Raw genomic sequence first — 21,276 nt, 5'->3', positions numbered from 1 at the left:
CCCATGGCCGGGCCTCGACTGCGCGCCCGGGTGGTCGCCGCGGGCCTCAGGGGATTCAACCAGGTTCGCGCGGCGGGGCGAAGTGGCCGGTCAGGGCAGCTGGTGAGGGGTGGCCGGGGACGCGGAGGTGGTGCCGGGGAGGGGGACGGACAGCAGGCCGGAACCGGGGGCCTTGGACGGGACCAGGTCGGTGAGGGGGAGGACCGCCTCGCGGAGCGGACGTATGAGCGGTGACACGGCGTCCGCGCCGGCCGTCACGGGGCTGATCGGGCCGCGCAGCGGGTTTCGGTCCGGGTCCGCCGTGGGGGCCGGCGCGCCGGGCAGCAGTGGTGCGGACGCGGCGGTCGGCGCCGCCGGTTTCCGCCCGAGCAGCGCTCCGCTTCCCGCGGCGAACAGCGGGCCCAGTGCGCGCCGGCGCTGCGTCTCGGGCGTGGCCGTGCCGCCGCCGGCCGTGCCGGTGGTGCCCGCCGAGCGGGCCGGTACGACATTGCTCCCGGTGCCGGAGCCGCCGCGGGCCTCGCCGGTGAGGTCGCCGGGGACCGCAGTGGTCACGCCGCCGAGGGCGACCGCGGCCAGCGAGACCGCGCCGGCCGCGGCGAACGCGAACCGCAGTCCGCGCGAGGCGGAGCGGCCGTCGTCCGGGCGGCCGACGGGGTGGATGCGGAAACCGCGGTCCTCGGGGGCCGGGGCGGTGTGCGGCCGGGCCGGCACGTAGCCGAAGGCGAAGCGGTCGGCGCGCCGCACCCCGAAGACGCCGGTGGCGCCGGGGTCCGGCTCGCCGCCGGGCGGCGGTACGCCGCCGTCCGTGCCACCGCCCCCGGGAAGCCCCTGGAGGCGGGCCAGGAAGCTCTCGGAGAGGGGTGGCGGGGCGGCCTCGGCGAACACGTTCTTCAGCGCGCGCTGGGCGTCCGCCTCGGCTTTGCACCGGGCGCAGGTGGCCAGGTGCGCGAGGACACGCTCGCGCGTCTCGTGACCCAGCTCTCCGTCCACCAGGGCGGAGAGCCGGTCTCCCAGGTGCTGCTCCGCGAAGTGCGTCTTCGCCGCGGGTTCGGGTCGGGTGCCACTCACGCGGTCGCGCCCCCTCCCCCCAGAGCGGGGACACGGGCCAGGAACGAGCGCCGCTCGGCCGCGCGGGCCTCCGGGGAGCGGTGCGCGAGGGCCTTGCGGAGCTGGGAGCGGCCGCGGTGGATACGGGAGCGGACCGTGCCGAGCTTGACGCCGAGGGTCGCGGCGATCTCCTCGTAGGACAGCCCCTCGATGTCGCACAGGACGACGGCGGCGCGGAACTCGGGCGCCAGGGTGTCGAGGGCCTGCTGCACGTCGGCGTCGAAGTGGGCGTCGTTGAAGAGCTGCTGCGGGGTGGGTTCGCGGCTGGCCAGGCGCTCGGCCGCGTCCTCGCCGAGGGAGTCGAAGCGGATGCGCTGCTTGCGCCGGACCATGTCCAGGAAGAGGTTGGTGGTGATGCGGTGCAGCCAGCCCTCGAAGGTGCCCGGCGAGTACGTCGACAGGGAGCGGAAGACCCGGACGAAGACCTCCTGGGTGAGGTCCTCGGCGTCGTGCTGGTTGCCCGTCAGACGGTAGGCCAGGCGGTAGACACGGGCGCTGTGCGTGCTGACGATCTCGTCCCACGTGGGCGGGTTCCACGCCTGCGCGTCCGCGTCGGTGGAGAAGGTCGCGGTCGGGGCGTCGGCCGCGACGGGCGCGGCGGCGTGGCGGTCAGCAGCGGTGTCGGTCACGGATTTCGGCCTGCCCGCCGACCCGAGGAAGCGCCGCAGCACTCCGCCCCGGTCTCCGGGTGCGGCCGCACCTCCCCTGTCGGCTCTGGTGGTGTCCAGTGGAGCCCCTACCATAGCCACCTCGCCCGTTAGCTCCGGATAAGCGGTTTTACGAGAATTTGACACATGCTGACACGGCTCGGGGGGCTGCGTCAGCAGTTGCTCGGTGTCCTGATCCACCTCGTGCCCCCCGTCACGTCCCGGCCTGCCGTTCCACCCCTCTCAACGCCCGGCCTCATCTGCGGGTTCCCGACGCCAACGGATACAGTCACGCCCAGGCAACCACGGGACAGGAGAGGGTCATTACCGGCAACCGGCAGACGAGCTGGGCGTTCGCCGACGCCTTTGTCGCCGAGGACGAAGCGCTGCGCTGGGCCCGTGACCGGGCCCGCGACGCGGGGCTGCGCTCGGTGTCGCCCGGCACGGGGGCCGCGTTGCGCCTGCTCGCCGCGTCCGTGGACGCGAAGGCGGTCGCGGAGATCGGCACGGGCTGCGGGGTGTCCGGAATCCATCTGCTGCACGGCATGCGTCCCGACGGGGTGCTCACCACGGTCGATCCGGAGCCGGAGCACCAGCAGTTCGCCCGGCAGGCGTTCCGGGCGTGCGGTTTCGCCAGCAACCGGGCCCGCTTCATCCCGGGCAGCGCCCTGGACGTGCTGCCCCGGCTCGCGGACGCCGGCTACGACCTGGTCTTCTGCGACGGTGACCGGCAGGAGTACGCGGACTATCTCGCCGAATCGTTGCGGCTGCTGCGCCCCGGCGGCCTGGTGGTCTTCGAGGGGGTCTTCGCGGGCGGCCGTACGGTGGACTCCGGGCCGCAGCCCACGGAGGTGCTGCGGCTGCGCGAGCTGCTGCGCACGGTGCGCGAGAGCCAGGAGCTGGTGCCGTCGCTGCTGCCGGTGGGCGACGGGCTGCTGTGCGCCGTCAAGCGCTGACCGGGGCCGCCGGGCCCCGGGACGCGGCTGCCCCGGCACCGCGTACGATGCCGGGGCAGCCGCAAGGACAGGATCGCTGGGACGTCAGACGACGACCTTCTTGAGGGCGTCGCCGAGCGCCTCGGCCTCGTCGGGGGTCAGCTCGACGACGAGCCGACCGCCGCCTTCGAGCGGAACGCGCATGACGATGCCCCGCCCCTCCTTGGTCACCTCGAGCGGGCCGTCACCCGTCCGCGGCTTCATGGCCGCCATGCTCGTTCCCCTTCCTGAAACCAGCTCATCGTCTGCCTTCGGCCCCAGGAAGGGCCACGCCGTCCGAGGCGGACACGCGTCACCGGCATCGAACACATTGCTTCCAGGCCATTATCCCGCATCGCAGGACCCGATGACCAACATCGGTCGGCATCGCTTGAGCAACGCGCGCGAGCAAAACCACTCAATTCGGCGATGTGGCTGCGATACTGCGCCACCGCACGCACACCCGGCGGCCGGATCCGACCGTGATTTCTTTGACGCAGGTCACATGCGCGGTCCGGCCGCTGGACGCCGGACTCCGCCATGCTGTCCCCTGACAGGGGCGTACCGAGCGGTACGTCACCAGCCGCGACCCGGAGGGATACGCCATGGCCGACACCGTGCTCCACGAGGTGAGCGACGGACTCGCGACGATCACGCTGAACCGCCCCGAGGCGATGAACGCGCTGGACGTCGCGACGAAGGCGGCCCTCCGCGAGGCGGTGGAATCCGCGGCCGGCGACACGGCCGTACGGGCGATCCTGCTGACCGCCGCCGGGGACCGCGCCTTCTGCGTGGGCCAGGACCTCAAGGAGCACATCGGGCTGCTGGCCCGGGACCGCGAGACCGGGGCCGGTCAGACGATGAGCACGGTCAGCGAGCACTACAACCCGATCGTGCGGGCCCTCGCCGGGGCGGCGAAGCCGGTGGTGGCCGCGGTGAACGGCGTCGCGGCCGGGGCGGGTTTCGGGTTCGCGCTCGCCGCCGACCACCGCGTGGTGGCCGACACCGCCTCCTTCAACACCTCCTTCGCGGGCGTCGCCCTGACCGGGGACTCCGGCGTCTCCTGGACGCTGCCGCGCGTGGTGGGCCCGAGCCGCGCCGCCGACCTGCTGCTCTTCCCGCGCGGCATCAGCGCGCGGGAGGCGCTGGAGCTGGGCATCGCCAACCGGGTGGTGCCGGCCGCGGAGCTGCGGGCCGAGGCCGAGAAGACGGCGCGGCTGCTCGCCCAGGGGCCGACGGTCGCCTACGCGGCGATCAAGGAGGCGGTGGCCTACGGGCTGACGCACTCCCTGGAGGAGACGCTGGCCAAGGAGGACGAGCTGCAGAGCAGGGCCGGCCGGTCCGAGGACCACGCGATCGCCGTACAGGCCTTCGTGGACAAGGAGCGGCCGAAGTACCTGGGCCGCTGACCCGGCGCCGCCCCTCAGCGGGCGGTTCTGGCCGCGCAGTCCGCCAGGTGGTCGTCGACCAGCCCGCAGGCCTGCATCAGCGCGTACGCCGTGGTGGGGCCGACGAATCTCAGGCCCCGCTTCTTCAGCGCCTTCGACAGGGCCGCCGACTCGGGGGTGACCGCCGGGACGTCGGCCAGGGTCCGCGGCGCCGGACGGCCCGCGGGGTCGGGGGCGTGCGACCAGATCAGCTCGTCCAGCTCGCCCTCGGCCCAGTCGGCGAGCACGCGCGCGTTGGCGAGGGTGGCGTCGATCTTGGCGCGGTTGCGGATGATGCCGGGGTCCGCCAGCAGGCGCTCGCGGTCGGCGTCGGTGAAGGCGGCGACCTTCTCGACGCGGAAGCCGGCGAACGCCGTCCGGAAGGTCGGGCGGCGGCGCAGGATCGTGATCCAGGACAAGCCCGACTGGAAGGCCTCCAGACTGACCCGCTCGAACAGAGCGTCGTCGCCGTGCACCGGGCGGCCCCACTCCTCGTCGTGGTAGGCCACGTAGTCGTCGGTGGACAGGGCCCAGGGGCAGCGCAGGGCGCCGTCGGGCCCGGGGACGGCCCCGCTCACCGCTGCTCCCCCTGCTCCGGCTTGTCCGGGCGGGGCCGCACGGCGGCGGCCTGGGCGCCGGCCAGCGCGGACTCCAGATCGGCGATGCGGGCGTCGCGCTCGGCGAGTTCGGCGCCGAGCCGGCCGAGGGCGTCGTCGACGTCGGCCATGCGGTAGCCGCGCGGGGCGACCGGGAAGCGCAGGCCCTCCACGTCCGCGCGGTCCACCGGGCGGTCGGCGGGCAGCGGGTCGTGCAGCCGCTCGGGGGCCGCCTCGGGCAGCGGGCCGCGCTCGCCGCCGCCCACCACGCCGAGGGTGACCGCCGCGACCACGACGGCCAGCGCGACGACCAGGAACAAGAACATCACCATCGCCAGGGGTCCCCACGCTCGGTGCCGGACGCTGTGCCGGACACGGAATCGGTCAGGGTCCGATCGTGCCATGCGGGTCCGACAGTTAGGGTCGCAGGCGGCCGTACTGCGGGACGTACTAGGAGAGGGCACAGCGGATGCTCAGGCTGGGCAGGCGGGAATTCGGGCCCCACGAACCGGTGGTCATGGCGATCGTGAACCGGACCCCCGACTCCTTCTACGACCAGGGGGCCACCTTTCGCGACGAGCCCGCCCTCGCGCGCGTCGAGCGGGCGGTGGCCGAGGGCGCCGCGATCGTCGACATCGGCGGGGTGAAGGCCGGCCCCGGCGAGGAGGTCACGGCCGAGGAGGAGGCGCGGCGCACAGTCGGCTTCGTCGCGGAGGTGCGGCGCCGGTTCCCCGAGGTGGTCATCAGCGTGGACACCTGGCGGGCCGACGTCGGCGAGGCCGTGTGCGAGGCGGGCGCCGACCTGCTGAACGACGCGTGGGGCGGCGTCGACCCGCGCCTCGCCGAGGTCGCCGCCCGGTACCGGGCGGGGCTGGTGTGCACGCACGCGGGCGGCGCCCAGCCGCGCACCCGCCCGCACCGGGTGACGTACGACGACGTCGTGGCCGACATCCTCGACGTGACCGTGGGCCTGGCCGAGCGGGCGGTGTCGCTCGGGGTGCCCCGGGAGTCGGTGCTGATCGACCCGGGGCACGACTTCGGGAAGAACACCCGGCACAGCCTGGAGGCGACGCGGCGGCTGGGCGAACTGGTGGACACCGGCTGGCCGGTGCTGGTGTCGCTGTCCAACAAGGACTTCGTCGGCGAGACACTGGACCGGCCGGTGAAGGAGCGGCTGGTCGGCACGCTCGCGACGACGGCGGTCTCGGCGTGGCTCGGGGCTCGGGTGTACCGGGTGCACGAGGTCGCCGAGACCCGTCAGGTGCTGGACATGGTGGCGTCCATCGCCGGCCACCGGGTCCCCGCGGTGGCCCGGCGCGGACTGGCCTGAGGGGCCGTCGGGTTCAGCGGCCGGCCTCCTTGGAGACCAGGGCGACCGCCTCCTCCACCTCGTCGGTGACGTGGAACAGCAGCAGGTCCTTCTCGGAGGCCTTGCCCTGGGCGATCAGGGTGTCCTGGATCCAGGTCACCAGGCCGCCCCAGTAGTCGCTGCCGAACAGGACGATCGGGAAGCGGGTGACCTTCTGGGTCTGCACCAGGGTGAGCGCCTCGAAGAGCTCGTCGAGGGTGCCGAGGCCGCCGGGCAGGACCACGAAGCCCTGGGCGTACTTGACGAACATCATCTTGCGCACGAAGAAGTAGCGGAAGTTCAGGCCGATGTCGACGTAGGGGTTCAGCCCCTGCTCGAAGGGCAGCTCGATGCCGAGGCCCACCGAGACGCCGCCCGCCTCGGACGCGCCCTTGTTGGCCGCCTCCATGGCGCCGGGTCCGCCGCCGGTGATCACCGCCCAGCCGGCCTCCACCAGGCCACGGCCCAGGCGCACCCCGGCGTCGTACTCGGGCGACTCGCGGGATGTCCGCGCCGAGCCGAACACGCTGATGGCCGACGGGAGTTCGGCGAGGGTGCCGAAGCCCTCGATGAACTCCGACTGGATCCGCAGCACCCGCCAGGGGTCGGTGTGCACCCAGTCCGAGGGCGCCCGCTCGTCCAGCAGCCGCTGGTCCGTCGTGCTGGGCGTGACCTGGCCCCGCCGTCGCAGGACCGGTCCGAGCCGCTGCTCGTCCGGTGGCTGCTTCTTCCCCTCCGGGTTGCCGGTAGGCATGTGCGCTCCCTCCGCTTGCCGGTAGTTCGATGTCAGCCTAGATCCACGCGGGTTACGGCGGGGGGACGTCGGCGTGTCCGGCACCCTGCGGTGGCGGGACCGGGACTACGCGGTCAGCCAGTTCCGCAGGCGCTCCTCACCGGCGAGGATCTTCGCGGTGTCCACCCGCTCGTCGCGCTTGTGGGCGAGCTGCGGGTCGCCCGGGCCGTAGTTGACCGCGGGGACGCCGAGCGCGGAGAAGCGGGAGACGTCCGTCCAGCCGAACTTGGGCCGGGGCGTGCCGCCCACCGCCTCGATGAAGGCCGCGGCGGCCGGGTGGGACAGGCCGGGCAGGGCGGCGCCGCTGTGGTCGTCGACCGTGAACTCCTCGACGCCGCAGTCCGCGAACACCTCGCGGACGTGGGCGATCGCCTCCTCCTCGGTACGGTCGGGCGCGTAGCGGAAGTTGACGGTGACCACGCACGCGTCGGGAATGACGTTGCCCGCGACCCCGCCGGTGATGCCGACCGCGTTCAGGCCCTCGCGGTACTCCAGGCCGTCGATGACCGGGCGGCGGGGCTCGTAGGAGGCGAGGCGGGCCAGGATCGGGGCCGCCGCGTGGATGGCGTTGGCACCCATCCAGGACCGCGCGGAGTGGGCCCGCTCCCCCGTGGTCCGCAGCAGCACCCGCAGCGTGCCCTGGCAGCCGCCCTCCACCTCGCCGTCGGAGGGCTCCAGCAGGACCGCGAAGTCACCGGCCAGCAGCTCGGGGCGGGCCTCGGCGAGGTGCCGGAGGCCGTTCAGCTCGGCGGCGACCTCCTCGTTGTCGTAGAAGACGAAGGTCAGGTCGCGGTTGGGCGCCGGGACCGTGGCCGCGACGCGCAGTTGGACCGCTACGCCCGCCTTCATGTCGCAGGTGCCGCAGCCCCACAGCACGCCGTCCGCGTCCAGCCGGGAGGGCACGTTGTCCGCGATCGGCACGGTGTCGATGTGCCCGGCCAGGATCACGCGCTCGGCGCGGCCCAGTTCGGTGCGCGCGACCACGTTGTTGCCGTACCGCTCCACCGTCAGGTGCGGCAGCGCGCGCAGGGCGGCCTCGACGGCGTCCGCGAGCGGCTTCTCGGTGCCGCTCTCGGAGGGGATGTCCACGAGCCGCGCGGTGAGCGCGGCGGCGTCCAGCGTGAGGTCAAGCGAGGTGTCGGCCATGGTCACGACCCTAGCGCGCGCCCCGCCGGCGACCGGGTCCGCGACGGGCCCGACCACTGGCCGGGGAGCTCAGGAGACTCCAGTACCTTGTACGCGTGTCAGAGCCGTCCCCCACCCGTCCCAAGCGTCGCGGCCGTCTCCTGCGTTACGCGGGCGCCCTGTTGGTCCTGTGCGGTGTCGCCGCGTACCTGGTGGTGCAGTACGTCACCAACGGCGGCGGCGAGCGCGGCTGCCGGGTCGTCTCCGCCGCGGGCGACGGGACGTCGTACGAGTTCACGCCCGAGCAGGCGGCGAACGCGGCGACGATCGCCGCCGTCGGCACCGGGCGCGGGATGCCCCAGCGGGCGGTGACGATCGCGCTCGCCACCGCCCTCCAGGAGTCCGGGCTGCGCAACATCGAGCACGGCGACCGGGACTCCCTCGGCCTGTTCCAACAGCGGCCCTCGCAGGGCTGGGGCAGCGACGAGCAGATCATGGACCCGGCGTACGCGGCGGGCATGTTCTACGCCCACCTGGCCAAGGTGCCCGACTACGCCGGCCTGCCGCTGACGGAGGCCGCGCAGCGGGTGCAGCGCAGCGGCTACCCGGAGGCGTACGCCAAGCACGAGCCGGACGCCACCCTGCTGGGGGCGGCCCTCACCGGCCGGGCCGCAGCCACGCTGACCTGTGACGGACGCCCCGAGCGGACCGCTTCGGCGGTCGGCCCGGACGCGGTGCGCACCGCGCTGGTACGGGACTTCGGGCGGGACGCGCTCCAGCAGGCCGGGGCCGAGGTGGGCGGTACGCCGGTGCCGTCCCCCTCCCCCGCGCCGAGCGTGACCGCGACCGCGCACGGGCACACCGTGACGGTCCCGGTGTCCGGGGGCGGGAAACGGGACGCGTCCGGGCGCGACGAGCGGCAGCGGGGCTGGCAGCTGGCGCAGTGGGCGGTCGCCAACTCCTCGGCGCTGCACATCCAGCGGGTGGTGTACGCGGGCCGGGAGTGGACCGTCGGCAGCACCAGCGACCAGTGGCGGTCGGTGACCTCGGACGGGGCGGACGGGGCGGGCGGCGCGGAAGGCGCCACGGGACCGGTCCGGATCGTGACCGGACAGTAGTGCGGGGGGTCCCCCGGGCGGGTTGCGCGGCCCCCGTTCGCGCGCTGCCGCGGGCGGCGCCGGGTCCGGTGGCCGGAGCCCCGGGAAATCAAGGGCCGTAAGGATTCTGCGGACACCTGGGCGAACGCCCTATGCCCGTTTTTATCCACACCTGATAATGCGATGCGTTATCCATTCTTTACCTGGCGCGTCCGCAACCTTCGCGGGCTTCGAGCGGTAGTCACGGCGTCCGAGCCCGGTCCCGGGCCCCGGACACCAACGTTCTCTCCCGTCGAATGGAGCATCATGTCCCTCCCTCTGACCCGCCGGATCGCCCGTGCCGCGCTGCTCGTCGCAGCGGGAGCGGCTGCCGGGGTCGGTGCGGCCGGCTCCGCCGGTGCGGCCACGAACCTGCCGGCGGCCACCCCGAACCTGGGCGGTCTGACCGCTCTGGACGGCGCGCACGTCGGCAACACCGTCGACAGTGCCGCGCGGGGCACCACCTCGCTCGCCGGTGACGCGGGCAGCAAGGCCGTCGGGCAGGCGGTGCCGGCCGCGGGCAAGACCACCGGCGGCGCCGTGAAGAAGACGACGCCCGTGGCGCAGAAGGCCGCCGGGGACGCCGCCGGCTCCGCGGGCGGTGTCCTCGGGGACGCCGCGTCCAACGTCACGAAGGGCGGCCTGCCCACGGACACCCTGACCAAGGGCGGCCTGCCGACCTCCTCGCTGCCGACGTCCTCGCTGCCGACCAAGGCCCTGCCGCTGGGCGGCTGACGCCGACGGACCGGCGACGGGGCCCGGGGGAGCGTTCCCCCGGGCCCCGTCGCCTGTGTATGTCCACTCCAGCCGGCTCAGACCTTGAGGCGGTCCACGGCGGCCCGCACGCGCTCGTCCGTCGCCGTCAGGGCCACGCGGACGAACCTGTCGCCCGCCGCGCCGTAGAAGTCGCCCGGGGCCACCAGGATGCCGAGGTCCGCCAGGTGGGCGACCGTGTCCCAGCAGGACTCGCCGCGGGTGGCCCACAGGTAGAGGCTGGCCTCGCTGTGCTCGATGCGGAAGCCGTGGTCCAGCAGGGCCGTGCGCAGGGCGCCGCGGCGGGCGGCGTAGCGCTCGCGCTGCTCGCGCACATGGGCGGCGTCGCCGAGGGCCGCCACGACGGCCGCCTGCGTCGGCGCGGACGTCATCATGCCGCCGTGCTTGCGGATCTCCAGCAGCGGGCCGAGGACGGCCGGGTCGCCGGCGACGAAGGCCGCGCGGTAGCCCGCCAGGTTGGAGCGCTTGGACAGGGAGTGGACGGCCACGATGCCGTCGTAGGAGCCGCCGTTCACGTCCGGGTGCAGGACCGAGACCGGGTCGGCCTCCCAGCCCAGCTCCAGGTAGCACTCGTCGGAGAACACCAGGACGCCGTGCGCGCGGGCCCAGGCGACGATCTCCGTCAGCTCCTCCTTGCCGAGGACCCTGCCCGTCGGGTTGGACGGGGAGTTCAGCCACAGCAGCTTCAGGCCGGCCGGGTCCAGCTCGCGCGGGTCGTCGTAGACCTCGTACCCGGCGCGGGCCAGCCGGGCGCCGACCTCGTAGGTCGGGTAGGCCAGGCGCGGGTAGGCGACCCGGTCGCCGGGGCCGAGGCCGAGCTGGGTCGGCAGCCAGGCCACCAGTTCCTTGGAGCCGACGACCGGCAGGACGTGGCGGTGGGTGATCCCGCGGGCGCCGAGGCGGCGCTCCAGCCAGCCGGTGATCGCGTCGCGCAGCGCCGGGGTGCCCCAGACGGTCGGGTAGCCCGGGGAGTCGGCCGCGTCGGTCAGGGCCTTCTGGATCAGGTCGGGGACCGGGTCGACCGGCGTGCCGACGGAGAGGTCGACGATGCCGTCCGGGTGGGCCGCGGCCGTCTTCTTGTACGGCTCCAGCTTGTCCCAGGGGAAGGCGGGAAGCAGGTCGGAGACTGCGGACACGATCAGTGGCTCACTTTCGTCTGGTGCCGGAAACGCCGCGGTCCCGCACGGCGCTGATCGGGCGATCGGGCCGTACGGGACCGGGGCGGCTCGGTGTCGCGGCCGCTTGGCGTTCGGCCGGTCAGGCGTTCTGCGGCGGCAGCGCGGCGACGAAGGAGTGGTCGCGCTCGATCAGGCCCAGCTTGCTGGCGCCGCCGGGAGAACCCAGCTCGTCGAAGAACTCGACGTTCGCCTTGTAGTAGTCCTTCCACTCCTCCGGGACGTCGTCCTCGTAGAAGATCGCCTCGACCGGGCAGACCGGCTCACAGGCACCACAGTCGACGCATTCGTCCGGGTGGATGTACAAGGACCGCTGGCCCTCGTAGATGCAGTCGACCGGGCATTCCTCGATGCACGCCTTGTCCTTCACGTCGACACAAGGCTGCGCGATGACGTAGGTCACGCTGTCGTTCCTCCTCGATAGGGCGCTGGCGGGCCTCCTCAGGCTCCGCCGCCTGGCGCGCGGGAGCGCGGCGTCGTCGATGCCCGCCTCTAGTATCTCCGTTCCGGGGCGTGATCCGTACAGGAGGGGTGAACCGACCAGTGGAAATATCCGGAGCGGGCCGGCTCGACGTCCGCGTCACCCGTGCTGACGTGGGCAAACGGGTCTCGGTACGGCGCTTGACCGAACCTCGCGCGGCGGTGGAGAAGTTCACCGACACGGTCGGGGTTCTCACATCATGGGATGACGGCGTGCTCATGATCACACGCCGGGACGGCGAGACCGTCCGGATTCCGGAATCGTCGCTGGTCGCGGGCAAGGTGGTGCCGGCCGCCCCGGCCCGGCGCCGGGGCCCGGCGGCGACGTATCCGGAGCTGGCGCGGGTCGCCTCGCGCGGCTGGCGGCCGGTGGAGAGCGAGCGGCTCGGCGCGTGGGAGCTGCGGGCCGCGGCGGGCTTCACCCGGCGGGCCAACAGCGCGCTGCCGCTCGGCGACCCCGGGCTTCCGCTCGACGCGGCCCTCGCCGCCGTACGACGCTGGTACCGCGAGCGTGGCCTGCCCGCCTACGTGCAGACCGCCACCGGCGCCGAGGGCACCCAGGAGGTACTGGGCGCGGAGCTGGAGCGGCGCGGCTGGGTGCGGGAGGTGACCGCCGAGCTGTGGACCGGGGCGCTGGCGCCGGTCGCGGACCGGGCCGAGGGCGCGGGCGTGGCCCTGTCCCGGACGGCGGACGAGGCGTGGCTCGCGCGGTACCAGCGCAAAGGGGTGAGCGAGGTGGCCCTGCGAGTGCTCGGCGGCGGCCCGTCGGTGTGGTTCGCGTCCGTGCCGGCCGGCCCGGGTGAGCCGCCGGCCGCGATCGGGCGGTGTGTCGTGGACGGCCGGTGGGCCGGGTTCGCGGCGGTCGAGGTCGATCCGGCCCGGCGGCGGCAGGGGCTCGCCGGCGAGGTGATGGCCGCGCTGGCCGGGCGCGCGCTGGCGGAGGGCGCGTCGGCGGCCTGGCTCCAGGTCGAGTCGGACAACACGGGCGGCCGGGCGCTGTACACCGCGCTGGGCTTCGCCCCGCACCACGCCTACCACCACTACCGGGAGCCGGACGATGCCGCCGGCGCCGGGTCGTAGCGACCCCGGGAGGGCAGGAACCCGTCATGGACCGTCCGTATCTGCCGCCGCCGTACCCGCCCTCGCCACAGCGGTCCGCCGAGCTGCGGGAGCGCTTCGCCGAGGAGGCCCGCGCCGAGCGGCCGGACCTCGCGGCGCTGTGCCTGCTGATCGGCGCGGAGGCGGACGGCTCGCTGGACGAGGCCGGTCTGGACGCCGCGCAGCTGGAGCTGGACCGCCTCGCGGGCGAGTTGCCGTACCGGCCCGGCGGGGCGGCGGCCTGGGCGGCGGCGGTCGGACGGCTGCTCGGGCGCCGGTACGGCTTCCACGGCACGCCCGGCGACTACCAGCGGCTGGAGTCGTCCCTCCTGCACGAGGTGCTGCGGCGCCGGCGCGGGCTGCCGATCCTGCTGTCGGTGGTGTGGCTTGAGGTGGCCCGCCGGGCCGGGGCGCCGGTGTACGGGGTGGCGCTGCCGGGGCACTTCGTGGTCGGGTTCGGCGCGGCGGGCGAGCAGGTGCTGGCCGACCCGTTCGGCGAGGGGCGCGTGCTGACCGGCGCGGACGCCGAGCTGCTGGTGGTGGGGGCCACGGGGGCGCCGCTGGACGCCTCGATGCTGGAGCCGGCGGCACCGCTGGAGGTCGTCCAGCGCATCCTGAACAACATCCGGTCCTGGGCCACCACCCGTCCCGAGCGGTCCGACACCGCCCTGCGCGCGGTGGAACTGTCCCTGCTGATCCCCTCGCACCCGGCGCGGCTGCGCTACGAACGCGGACAGATCCTCGTCCAGCGCGGCGAGTTCACGGCGGGCGCCGAGGAACTGGACACCTACGCCGACCTGATCGGGATCGTCGACGAACAGGCCGCCCACCAGGCTCGCCAACAGGCCCACACGGCCCGCGCGATGCTCAACTGACCCGGCAGACGCCGGGGTTCACAGCCAGCCCTTCTCGCGGGCCGCGCGGACCGCCTCCGCGCGGTTGCGGACCGCCAGTTTCTGGATGGCGGTGGAGAGGTAGTTGCGGACCGTGCCCTGGGACAGGTGCAGGGCGGTGGCGAGTTCGGCGTTGGTGGCGCCGTCGGCCGCAGCGCGCAGCACCTCGCGTTCGCGTTCGGTGAGCGGGTTGGCGCCCTCGGCGAGCGCGGCGGCGGCCAGCGTGGGGTCGATGACCCGCTCGCCGGCGAGCACCTTGCGGATCGCCTCGGCGAGCTGGGCGGCCGGGGCGTCCTTGACGAGGAAGGCGTCGGCGCCCGCCTCCATGGCGCTGCGCAGATAGCCGGGCCGGCCGAAGGTGGTGAGCACGACCAGCTTGACGGCCGGGTACTGCCGGTGCACCCGGGCGGCCGCCTCGATGCCGGTGCAGCCCGGCATCTCGATGTCGAGCAGCGCCACGTCCACCCCGTGCGCGCCGACGGCCGCGACCACCTCGTCGCCGCGCGCCACCTGGGCGACGACCTCGATGTCGTCCTCCAGGCCGAGCAGCGCGGCCAGCGCCTCGCGGACCATCGACTGGTCCTCGGCCAGCAGGACCTTGATCGTGCGCGTCATGCCCCGGATCCTACGTCCCCCGCGGGGGCCGTGGGCACGCGGGCGACCAGCCGGAAACCCGGTCCGGTCCGGCCCGCCTCCAGGGTGCCGCCGGCCTTCTCCAGGCGCTCCGTCAGGCCGGTCAGGCCGTTGCCGGGCCCCTTGCCCGAGCCGCCGGACCCGTTGTCCTCGACGGTGAGTTCGAGGACCGGGCCGTCCAGGGTCTGGCGCCGGGCCACCTGGATCAGGCAGCGCTCGGCGCCGCTGTGCCGGACCACGTTGGTGACGGCCTCGCGCAGCGCCCAGGCGAGCGCGGACTCGGCCTCCTCCGGGACACCGGCCAGGTCGGGTTCGGCCGGCAGCTCCGCGGTGACGCCGGCGGCGGTCAGGGCGACCTGGGAGCCGGCGAGCTCGACGGCGAGCCGGGGGCGCCGGTAGCCGGTGACGGCCTCCCGGACATCCACCAGCGCCTGCCGGCTGACCTGTTCGATGTCGGCGACCTGCTGGGCCGCCTTGTCCGGGTGACCGGGCAGCATCCGCCCGGCCAGCTCGCTCTTCAGCGTGATCAGGGAGAGCGAGTGGCCGAGCAGGTCGTGCAGGTCGCGGGCGAGCCGCAGCCGCTCCTCGTTGGCGGCGAGCTGGGCGACGGTGGCCCGGGCCTTGCGCAGCTCGATGGTGGTGTGGATGAGCTGGCGGATCCCGGTCATGCCGAAGCCGATGAGCGCGGTCAGCAGGATCAGGCCCCGGGCCTCCCCCTCGTCGGAGCGCGTGCCGACGGCGTACATCAGGACGGTGGTCGCGGGGATGGCCCAGTAGGCGGCGCGGGGCGGCAGGGTCGCCCCGCAGGCCACGGAGAGGTACACGTACAGGCCGAGCCAGGCGCTGCCGAGGGTCCAGGCCAGTACCGAGGCGAGGACGGCGAGCAGCAGGAGCAGGCCGACCACGGCCCGGCCGGAGAACGGCCGGCCCATGTTGCGGAAGACCAGGGCGAGGTAGACGCCGACGAAGGCGGCGAGTCCGCAGGCGCCGGCCGCGGTGGCGTCCGTGGAGTGGGCGCCGCCGATCAGGTCGTCCAGGGGCGAGCCCAGGAAGATCAGCCAGACGCCGATCCACAGCAGCTTCACCAGCACCTCGCGCCGGACGGTGGGCGGCCGGCCGATGGGCACGTCCCCGCCGGCGCGGGCCGGCCGTTCTTCCGTCATGGTGCTCACGCCTTCAGCGTGTCCTTCCGGTACAGCCAGGCCGCGCCGCCCGCGAAGAGGACGAAGTAGACGGCGAGGACGGCCACGTCCGCCGCGTGCGGCGCCTGGCTCTGTTCGATGGCCCGTCCCAGGGCAGCGTACGCGTGCGTGGGCAGCCACTTCGCGATGTCCTGGAGGAACCGCGGGAAGGTGGTGGACGGCATCCACAGGCCGCCCAGGATGGACAGGCCGAAGTAGACGATCATCGTGATCGGGCGGACCGCGTCCCCGGAGGCGAGGTAGCCGATGGCGACGCCGAGCGCGGCGAAGACGAGGCTGCCGGCCCAGATGACGCCGGTGAGGGCGAGCCACTGCCAGGCGTCGAGGTGGACGTGTTTGACGGCGACGGCGGCCAGGAACACCACGACGATCGACGGCAGGCTCACCACGGCGGCGCTGGCGGTCTTGGCGAGGACGTAGCCGCGCCCCGGCAGCGGGGTCAGCCGCAGCTGCCGTACCCAGCCGCTCTCTCGTTCCTTGGCGATGCGCTCGCTGTTGCCCATCAGGACGGCGGTCAGGGCGCCGAAGGAGGCCATGGAGACCATCAGGTAGGTGGCGACGGTCAGGCCCGTGCCGTCCACCTTGTCGTCGGCGCCGGTGCTGCCCGCGAAGATCAGGAAGAGGATCGCCGGGTAGAGCACGGAGAAGAACAGGAACTTCTTGTTGCGCAGCGCGCGGGTCAGTTCGAGCTTGATCAGGGCGTTCACGACTGCTCGGCCTCCTCGGCCTGGGTGATGGCGACGAAGGCCTGCTCAAGGCCGAGGCCGGCGACTTCGAGGTTGCGGGGGTAGAGGCCGAGGCCGTACAGGGCGTGCACGGTGGCGTCCGGGTCGGCGGACTGGGCGCGGACGGTCTGCCCGGAGACGTCGAGGGTGCGCAGGGCGGGCAGCGCGCGCAGGGCGCTCTCGTCGATCTCGCCGTCCAGGTCGAAGGAGATCCGGCGGGCACCGGCCCGGGCCTTGATCTCGGCGGCGGTGCCGTCGGCGAGGAGCCGGCCGCGGTGCAGCACCAGGACCCGGTCGGCGATGGCGTCGGCCTCTTCGAGGTAGTGGGTGGCGAACAGGACCGTGCGGCCCTGGTCGGCCTGCTCGCGCATGGTGGCCCAGAAGGCCTGGCGGGCGGAGACGTCCATGCCGGTGGTGGGCTCGTCCAGGATGATCAGGTCGCTGTCGCCGGCGGTGGCGAGGGCGAAGCGCACCCGCTGGGCCTGGCCGCCGGAGAGCTTGTTGACCTTGCGGTCGGCGATCTGTGTGATGCCGGCCCGGGCCAGCACCTCGGACACCGGGTACGGCTTCGGGTGCAGCGAGCAGGAGAGCTTGACCAGTTCGGTGACGGTGACCTCGTCCATCAGGCCGCCGCTCTGCAGCATGGCGCCGACGCGGCCGGCGACGATCGCCTCGCGCGGCGTGCCGCCGAACAGGCTCACCGTGCCGCTGTCGGGCTGCTTGAGCCCGAGGAGCAGGTCGAGGGTGGTGGACTTGCCGGCCCCGTTGGGACCGAGGAGGGCGACGGTCTCGCCGGGGTGCAGCCGCAGCGAGAGGCCGTCGACGGCCCGGTTGCCGCCGTAGCTCTTGGTCACCTGGTCGAAGCCGACCACGGTCGTCGTGGTGGCGGCCGGTACCGCTGTCGTCGTCATGTCTCCATGCTCGCGAACGGGACCGGGTGCCCGGCAGTGTCGGCGGTCCCGACTCCCGGATGACAGATGTCATGTGGATCGGGTGACTTCGGACGCGGAAGAGGGGCCGCCCACGGGGGCGGCCCCTCTTCCCGGTGCCGGCGCGGGCCGCGAGCCGGTGAACCTTTCCGGTCGCAGCACTAGCTCGGGTCGGTCGGGATGACCGCGACCCGGTTGGTCGTGCTGACCAGCGCCTGGCGCAGCGCGACGTACACGTCCTGCGGCGTGACGGGCGTCTTCTTGCCGTTGCCGCGGGTGATCAGGACACCGTCGAAGGCCTGGCCGTAGAGCTGCTTCAGGGCGGTCAGGTCGGGCTTGTCGACGAGCTTGCCGTTGACCTGGGTCACCCGCAGGAACTTCCACAGCGACTTCTCGGGGCTCATCGGCACCGAGTGCGCCGCGTCGGTCCGCACGGTGACGTTGCCGGACATCGCCGGCTTGGCGAAGTCCTTCATCATCCGGTCGACCTCGGCGTTCGACACCGTCGGCTGCCGGGTGGTGCTCGGCACGGTCACCGGGGTGGCGGTGTCGGTCTCCACCTGGGCGCGGTAGGCCTTCTCGACGGCCGCGGTGGAGCGGCCCGCGTCGATGGCCTGGCCCGCCTTGCCGTAGACGGCCACGGCCTTGCCCGCCTCGAACGTGACGGTGCCGTCCTGGACCGAGCCGGAGCCGCCGCCGGCCTGCTGGAGGGCGGCCTGGAGCTTCTCCTCGTCCACCGGCATGACCGGGTCGACCACGCGCTTCTCGCCGAAGAGGGAGCCGATGACGTGGACCGGGTTGTAGTCGCTCTTCGCGGCCTGGCTCACGGTGGCCTGGTAGTCGAACTGGAGGCCGGCGTTCTCCGGGGTGAGGCTGACCGTCTTGCCGCCCACGGCCAGCTTCAGCGGCTTGTTCACCCGGCTGCCGAAGGCGTCGTCGAGCTTCTTGACGGCGTCGTCGCGGGTGCCGCCGCCGATGTCGACGCCGAGCACGGTGGTGCCGTTCGGCACGTCGGTGCGGTTCATCAGCAGGCCGGCGCCGTAGGCACCGCCCGCGACGACGACCACGGCGACCGCGAGCAGCACCAGCTTGCTGCGGCCCTTCTTCTTCGGCTTGGCCGCGGCCTTGGGCGCCGGGGCCGGGGCCGGGGCGGGCTTGGGCGCCGTCTGCTGGGCGGGGCCGCCGGAACCGAAGGGCGGCTTGGCGGCGCCGGGGACGACCGGGATGCCGCTGGTGACGGTGTGTCCGGAGACGTTGTCGGCGGCCGGCGAGCGGTAGCCGGGGGTGCCCGGTCCGGGGGCCGGCTTCTGCGGGGTGAGGATCGCGGTGTCGTCGCTGAGCCCGCCACCGGGGACGTGCCCGGCGGGCGCGCCGGTGCCCCCGGTGCCGTCGAGACCGGCCAGGTCGGCGAGGGCGCTGCGGGCGGGCGGGGTGCCCGGACCGCCGGGGCCGCCAACGCCTGCGGGGCCGCTCGGGCCGCCGTAGCCACCGGGGCCGCCGGGGCCGCCGGGGCCGTCGAAGGGCTCGCCGACCGGCGGGACGAGCATGCCGTCGCCGGTGACCGGGCCGCCGGTGGGGCCGGCCGGGCCCTGCGGGCCGCCGGGACCGCCCGGACCGCCGTGTCCGCCGGGGCCGTTGAAGCCGGAGGGCCCGCCGGGACCGCTTCCCGGACCGCCGAGGCCCCCGCCGTGCGTGCCGGTGCCGGTGCGGCCCTCCGGACCGCCGCCGTTCTCGGCGAAGTACGGCAGGTCGTCGCGGCGCGGCTCACCGGTGGTGTGGGCGGCGTTGGCCGCGTTGGCGGCGGCCAGGGCCTCGGTGACGTCGAAGGAGCCGGTGCCGCCGCCGTGGCCGGGGGCGACGGGGCCGCCGGTGGCACCGGGCAGGCCCTTGCCGTTGGTGCCGCCGGGGCGGGGGGCGCCCGGCGCGGTCATCGAGCCGACCACGCCGCCGGGACGGCCCGCTCCCGGGCGCGCGCCGGTGGTACCGGCCGCGCCGGGCGCTCCCGGACCACCCGTACGGGCACCCGGGGCCCCGGCGGCGGAACCGCCGGGGATACCCGCGCCGTTCGTGCCGCCGCCGCCCGGACCACCCTTGGCGGGGCCGGACTTGCGGGGCGCGAACCAGTCGCTGGTCTTCTCCTCGGTCGGCGCGGCCGGTGCGGCCGGCTCGGCGGGGGCCTCGGCGGCCGGCCGGTCGGCGGCGGGCCGCGCCTCGGGCGCGGGGGTCTCGTCGCCGGTTCCCTCGCCGTCCGCGACGGGCGTGCGCATGACGACCGGCGGGATGGGCCGCGATCCGGGGATGTTGATCCGGATCCGGGTCGTCAGCGTCGTCTCGGTCTTCTTCTCCTCCGGCCGCGCGCCCGAACGGCCCGCGTCCGCAGCGGCGTCGGAAGCCATGGGGGTCCCGTACGGCGGGGTGCCGGAGGGGTACGAGGCTCCGCCGCGCCCGTCGGGCCCGGTGGACGGAGTGTCAGTTTCACGACTCAAGGCAGGTTCTCCCGGTTGGCTCCACCGCCCGTTCCGACCTGACTGCTCGGGCGGCTCGGCGGCGCGCACCACCATACTGGCCACCTCTGGCGCGTATCCCGGGACCGCCGAGGAAACCCCCACCGGACTCGCACGCGCGCCGGACGGCGAAGTGGTACGTCACTTGCCAAGTCGGGCGGGACGGCCGCCGGGTTGCCTGCCCGCACCGAGGGTGGCGCAGATCACAGCGACGGCCATACCTCCGAGCAGGAAGAGGTAGGAGCCGCCGCCCGCGCCGAAGAAGAAGTCGCCCTCGGGGCGCGCGAGGGTGAGGAGGATGACGGCGACCATCCAGCCGGCCACCGGCGCGAGGGCGCCGCCCCGGCCGCCGGTGGCGTACGCCCCGCCGAGGAACACCCCGGCCGCGCCCGCGAGCGCGAGCAGCAGGCCGCCGGGGAACCAGGCGCCCTGGACGAGGGTCCCGGCGAGCGCGACGACCGCGCCGAGCAGCAGGAGCCCGAGATGGGCGAGGGCCCGGCCGGCCGAGGGCGCCCGCAGCGGCTGGGCGAGCAGCGGGCCGGAGCCGGGTCCGCCGCCGCTCACGACGCCGCCCCGGTGCCGAGCCCGGCGAACAGGTCGGTCTCCCCGGGCTCCCCGGTGCCGCGCACCAGTTCGTAGTACTCGGTGGTGAACAGCGGCTGGGCGAGTTCGTTGGAGAGCGCGAAGTACGGCTCGGCCACCTCGATCTGGGTGGCGTGGGCGCGCATCGCGGCGGCCTTGGCCGCGGCGGCGCCCGGGCCGCCGTCGATCGTGGTGGTGATCCGCTCGTCGTCGACGACCCCGGGGACGTCGGCCACGGTCGCGCCCTTGTCGAAGGGCAGCGCGGCCAGCTCGTCCTGGAGGCGGGCGAAGGCGGCCTCGGCGACGGAGCGCGGGACACGGTTCCAGTAGACCTTGGCGACCAGGTGGCCGCGCTCGGCGGCGAGGTCGACGGCGCGCATGGCGACGCGGTGGGCCTGGATGTGGTCCGGGTGGCCGTAGCCGCCGTGGTCGTCGTAGGTGACGACGACCTGGGGGCGGACCTCCAGGATCACCTCGGCGAGCGCGCCCGCGGCGGTGTCGACGTCGGCCTGCCAGAAGCAGCCCGGGTCGTCGTTGTCGGGGATGCCCATCATCCCGGAGTCGCCGTAGCGGCCCGCGCCGCCGAGCAGCCGGGCGTCGGTCACGCCGAGCGCGCCGACGGCGGCGGCCAGCTCGCCGCGCCGGTGCGCGCCCAGCGCGGGACCGGTCAGGTGCCGCAGCTCGGGCGGGATGACCTCGCCGCGCTCGCCGAGGGTGCAGGTGACCAGGGTCACGTAGGCACCCTCGGCCGCGTACCGGGCCATGGTGGCGCCGTTGTTGATCGACTCGTCGTCCGGGTGCGCGTGCACCAGCAGCAGGCGCCGGTCGGGCAGTTCCGTCATGGGACCACCCTACGAGGTCGCCGTCAGGGCGGCCCCGGCACGCGCGGCCGTCAGAACTTGATGCTGCCGATCATGCTGGCGACGTTCGTCGTCAAATCGCTGATCGTGGGAGCGACGGTCGAGGAGGCGAGATAGAAGCCGAGCAGCATGCAGATGACCGCGTGCCCGCCCTTCAGTCCCGACTTCTTGATCAGCAGGAAGACGATGATCGCCAGCAGCACCACCGCCGAAATCGAGAGTGCCACGGCGGCTCACCTCCAAAGATCGTGAGATCCAGACCAGTTGA

General features: G+C 74.2%; 24 protein-coding genes. 7 read left to right on the top strand and 17 right to left on the bottom strand.

What is annotated here, in order from left to right; all coding sequences use genetic code 11:
• Positions 1-90 precede the first annotated feature (90 nt).
• Positions 91-1,068 carry an anti-sigma factor family protein gene (locus tag NX794_RS32650; protein WP_258783282.1) on the bottom strand — a complete coding sequence of 326 codons (978 nt, stop codon included), beginning with the start codon at positions 1,066-1,068 and terminating at the stop codon, positions 91-93.
• Positions 1,065-1,778, bottom strand: coding sequence for an RNA polymerase sigma factor SigE (gene sigE, locus NX794_RS32645; protein WP_258783281.1), 714 nt, complete (start codon positions 1,776-1,778; stop codon positions 1,065-1,067). The genes NX794_RS32650 and sigE overlap by 4 nt, the downstream gene beginning before the upstream one ends.
• Before the next feature lie 236 nt (positions 1,779-2,014).
• Between sigE and NX794_RS32640 the strand changes: the two genes are divergently transcribed.
• A complete protein-coding gene (locus NX794_RS32640; RefSeq protein WP_309506054.1) occupies positions 2,015-2,710 on the top strand; it encodes an O-methyltransferase in 696 nt (231 codons plus the stop codon).
• A gap of 84 nt (positions 2,711-2,794) precedes the next feature.
• On the opposite strand, the gene NX794_RS32635 is transcribed toward NX794_RS32640, so the two are convergent.
• On the bottom strand, positions 2,795-2,962 hold the full coding sequence (locus tag NX794_RS32635) for a DUF3117 domain-containing protein (protein WP_018544333.1): 168 nt from the start codon (positions 2,960-2,962) through the stop codon (positions 2,795-2,797).
• A 371-nt stretch (positions 2,963-3,333) separates the two neighbouring features.
• On the opposite strand from NX794_RS32635, the gene chcB reads away from it, so the two are divergent.
• The gene (chcB, locus tag NX794_RS32630; RefSeq protein WP_258783280.1) at positions 3,334-4,137 is read left to right on the top strand and encodes a 2-cyclohexenylcarbonyl CoA isomerase; all 804 of its coding nucleotides are present in this window, start codon (positions 3,334-3,336) and stop codon (positions 4,135-4,137) included.
• Positions 4,138-4,151: 14 nt separating this feature from the next.
• Here the strand turns inward: chcB and NX794_RS32625 are convergent, their stop codons facing one another.
• Positions 4,152-4,733 carry a DNA-3-methyladenine glycosylase I gene (locus NX794_RS32625; protein WP_309506053.1) on the bottom strand — a complete coding sequence of 194 codons (582 nt, stop codon included), beginning with the start codon at positions 4,731-4,733 and terminating at the stop codon, positions 4,152-4,154.
• Complete coding sequence (locus NX794_RS32620) at positions 4,730-5,083, bottom strand: DivIVA domain-containing protein (protein WP_258783279.1); 354 nt, start codon at positions 5,081-5,083, stop codon at positions 4,730-4,732. Before NX794_RS32620 ends, NX794_RS32625 begins: the two co-directional genes overlap by 4 nt.
• A gap of 137 nt (positions 5,084-5,220) precedes the next feature.
• Between NX794_RS32620 and folP the strand changes: the two genes are divergently transcribed.
• Complete coding sequence (gene folP / locus NX794_RS32615; RefSeq protein ID WP_258783278.1) at positions 5,221-6,081, top strand: dihydropteroate synthase; 861 nt, start codon at positions 5,221-5,223, stop codon at positions 6,079-6,081.
• A gap of 13 nt (positions 6,082-6,094) precedes the next feature.
• Here the strand turns inward: folP and NX794_RS32610 are convergent, their stop codons facing one another.
• A complete protein-coding gene (locus NX794_RS32610; protein WP_258783277.1) occupies positions 6,095-6,853 on the bottom strand; it encodes an LOG family protein in 759 nt (252 codons plus the stop codon).
• 105 nt (positions 6,854-6,958) lie between these two features.
• Positions 6,959-8,038: a succinyl-diaminopimelate desuccinylase gene (gene dapE / locus NX794_RS32605; protein ID WP_258783276.1), complete on the bottom strand. Its 1,080-nt coding sequence runs from the start codon at positions 8,036-8,038 to the stop codon at positions 6,959-6,961.
• Positions 8,039-8,133: 95 nt separating this feature from the next.
• Between dapE and NX794_RS32600 the strand changes: the two genes are divergently transcribed.
• Positions 8,134-9,135, top strand: coding sequence for a VldE C-terminal domain-containing protein (locus NX794_RS32600; RefSeq protein ID WP_258783275.1), 1,002 nt, complete (start codon positions 8,134-8,136; stop codon positions 9,133-9,135).
• Positions 9,136-9,420: 285 nt separating this feature from the next.
• Positions 9,421-9,888, top strand: coding sequence for an ATP-binding protein (locus NX794_RS32595; RefSeq protein WP_258783274.1), 468 nt, complete (start codon positions 9,421-9,423; stop codon positions 9,886-9,888).
• A 77-nt stretch (positions 9,889-9,965) separates the two neighbouring features.
• Here the strand turns inward: NX794_RS32595 and NX794_RS32590 are convergent, their stop codons facing one another.
• Both NX794_RS32590 and fdxA read right to left on the bottom strand, forming a co-directional pair.
• Positions 9,966-11,063 (bottom strand): bifunctional succinyldiaminopimelate transaminase/glutamate-prephenate aminotransferase, encoded by a 1,098-nt coding sequence (locus NX794_RS32590; protein ID WP_258783273.1) that lies wholly within the window; start codon positions 11,061-11,063, stop codon positions 9,966-9,968.
• A gap of 121 nt (positions 11,064-11,184) precedes the next feature.
• Positions 11,185-11,505 carry a ferredoxin gene (gene fdxA, locus NX794_RS32585; RefSeq protein ID WP_258783272.1) on the bottom strand — a complete coding sequence of 107 codons (321 nt, stop codon included), beginning with the start codon at positions 11,503-11,505 and terminating at the stop codon, positions 11,185-11,187.
• A gap of 140 nt (positions 11,506-11,645) precedes the next feature.
• Between fdxA and NX794_RS32580 the strand changes: the two genes are divergently transcribed.
• A complete protein-coding gene (locus tag NX794_RS32580; RefSeq protein WP_258783302.1) occupies positions 11,646-12,662 on the top strand; it encodes a GNAT family N-acetyltransferase in 1,017 nt (338 codons plus the stop codon).
• A 26-nt stretch (positions 12,663-12,688) separates the two neighbouring features.
• Complete coding sequence (locus tag NX794_RS32575) at positions 12,689-13,555, top strand: transglutaminase-like domain-containing protein (RefSeq protein ID WP_258783271.1); 867 nt, start codon at positions 12,689-12,691, stop codon at positions 13,553-13,555.
• A gap of 18 nt (positions 13,556-13,573) precedes the next feature.
• On the opposite strand, the gene NX794_RS32570 is transcribed toward NX794_RS32575, so the two are convergent.
• From NX794_RS32570 to NX794_RS32535, 8 genes are all read right to left on the bottom strand, one after another.
• Complete coding sequence (locus NX794_RS32570; protein ID WP_258783270.1) at positions 13,574-14,188, bottom strand: response regulator transcription factor; 615 nt, start codon at positions 14,186-14,188, stop codon at positions 13,574-13,576.
• A complete protein-coding gene (locus tag NX794_RS32565; RefSeq protein WP_258783301.1) occupies positions 14,185-15,369 on the bottom strand; it encodes a sensor histidine kinase in 1,185 nt (394 codons plus the stop codon). The genes NX794_RS32570 and NX794_RS32565 overlap by 4 nt, the downstream gene beginning before the upstream one ends.
• 5 nt (positions 15,370-15,374) lie before the next feature.
• Entirely contained in the window at positions 15,375-16,115 is a 741-nt protein-coding gene (locus tag NX794_RS32560; RefSeq protein ID WP_258783269.1) for an ABC transporter permease, read from the bottom strand.
• On the bottom strand, positions 16,112-17,044 hold the full coding sequence (locus tag NX794_RS32555) for an ABC transporter ATP-binding protein (protein WP_258783268.1): 933 nt from the start codon (positions 17,042-17,044) through the stop codon (positions 16,112-16,114). Before NX794_RS32555 ends, NX794_RS32560 begins: the two co-directional genes overlap by 4 nt.
• A 179-nt stretch (positions 17,045-17,223) precedes the next feature.
• Positions 17,224-19,548, bottom strand: coding sequence for a hypothetical protein (locus NX794_RS32550; RefSeq protein ID WP_258783267.1), 2,325 nt, complete (start codon positions 19,546-19,548; stop codon positions 17,224-17,226).
• 159 nt (positions 19,549-19,707) lie between these two features.
• Positions 19,708-20,130, bottom strand: a complete 423-nt coding sequence (locus NX794_RS32545; RefSeq protein ID WP_258783266.1) for a DUF6113 family protein — start codon at positions 20,128-20,130, stop codon at positions 19,708-19,710.
• Positions 20,127-20,990, bottom strand: coding sequence for an N-acetyl-1-D-myo-inositol-2-amino-2-deoxy-alpha-D-glucopyranoside deacetylase (gene mshB, locus NX794_RS32540; RefSeq protein WP_258783265.1), 864 nt, complete (start codon positions 20,988-20,990; stop codon positions 20,127-20,129). The genes NX794_RS32545 and mshB overlap by 4 nt, the downstream gene beginning before the upstream one ends.
• A gap of 50 nt (positions 20,991-21,040) precedes the next feature.
• Complete coding sequence (locus tag NX794_RS32535; protein WP_258783264.1) at positions 21,041-21,235, bottom strand: hypothetical protein; 195 nt, start codon at positions 21,233-21,235, stop codon at positions 21,041-21,043.
• Between the last annotated feature and the right edge of the window lie 41 nt (positions 21,236-21,276).

The sequence above is a fragment of the Streptomyces pyxinicus genome (assembly GCF_024753135.1).
GTDB classification, from domain to species: Bacteria; Actinomycetota; Actinomycetes; order Streptomycetales; family Streptomycetaceae; genus Streptomyces; species Streptomyces pyxinicus.
This window is presented reverse-complemented; position numbering and strand designations above follow the sequence as displayed.

What these genes read in the sequence shown, in the direction of transcription:
- NX794_RS32635 (WP_018544333.1), bottom strand. Translation starts at nt 2,962, where the DNA reads ATGGCGGCCATGAAGCCGCGGACGGGTGACGGCCCGCTCGAGGTGACC.
- chcB (WP_258783280.1), top strand. Translation starts at nt 3,334, where the DNA reads ATGGCCGACACCGTGCTCCACGAGGTGAGCGACGGACTCGCGACGATC.
- NX794_RS32620 (WP_258783279.1), bottom strand. Translation starts at nt 5,083, where the DNA reads ATGGTGATGTTCTTGTTCCTGGTCGTCGCGCTGGCCGTCGTGGTCGCG.
- folP (WP_258783278.1), top strand. Translation starts at nt 5,221, where the DNA reads ATGCTCAGGCTGGGCAGGCGGGAATTCGGGCCCCACGAACCGGTGGTC.
- NX794_RS32610 (WP_258783277.1), bottom strand. Translation starts at nt 6,853, where the DNA reads ATGCCTACCGGCAACCCGGAGGGGAAGAAGCAGCCACCGGACGAGCAG.
- dapE (WP_258783276.1), bottom strand. Translation starts at nt 8,038, where the DNA reads ATGGCCGACACCTCGCTTGACCTCACGCTGGACGCCGCCGCGCTCACC.
- NX794_RS32595 (WP_258783274.1), top strand. Translation starts at nt 9,421, where the DNA reads ATGTCCCTCCCTCTGACCCGCCGGATCGCCCGTGCCGCGCTGCTCGTC.
- NX794_RS32575 (WP_258783271.1), top strand. Translation starts at nt 12,689, where the DNA reads ATGGACCGTCCGTATCTGCCGCCGCCGTACCCGCCCTCGCCACAGCGG.
- NX794_RS32570 (WP_258783270.1), bottom strand. Translation starts at nt 14,188, where the DNA reads ATGACGCGCACGATCAAGGTCCTGCTGGCCGAGGACCAGTCGATGGTC.
- NX794_RS32565 (WP_258783301.1), bottom strand. Translation starts at nt 15,369, where the DNA reads ATGACGGAAGAACGGCCGGCCCGCGCCGGCGGGGACGTGCCCATCGGC.
- NX794_RS32555 (WP_258783268.1), bottom strand. Translation starts at nt 17,044, where the DNA reads ATGACGACGACAGCGGTACCGGCCGCCACCACGACGACCGTGGTCGGC.
- mshB (WP_258783265.1), bottom strand. Translation starts at nt 20,990, where the DNA reads ATGACGGAACTGCCCGACCGGCGCCTGCTGCTGGTGCACGCGCACCCG.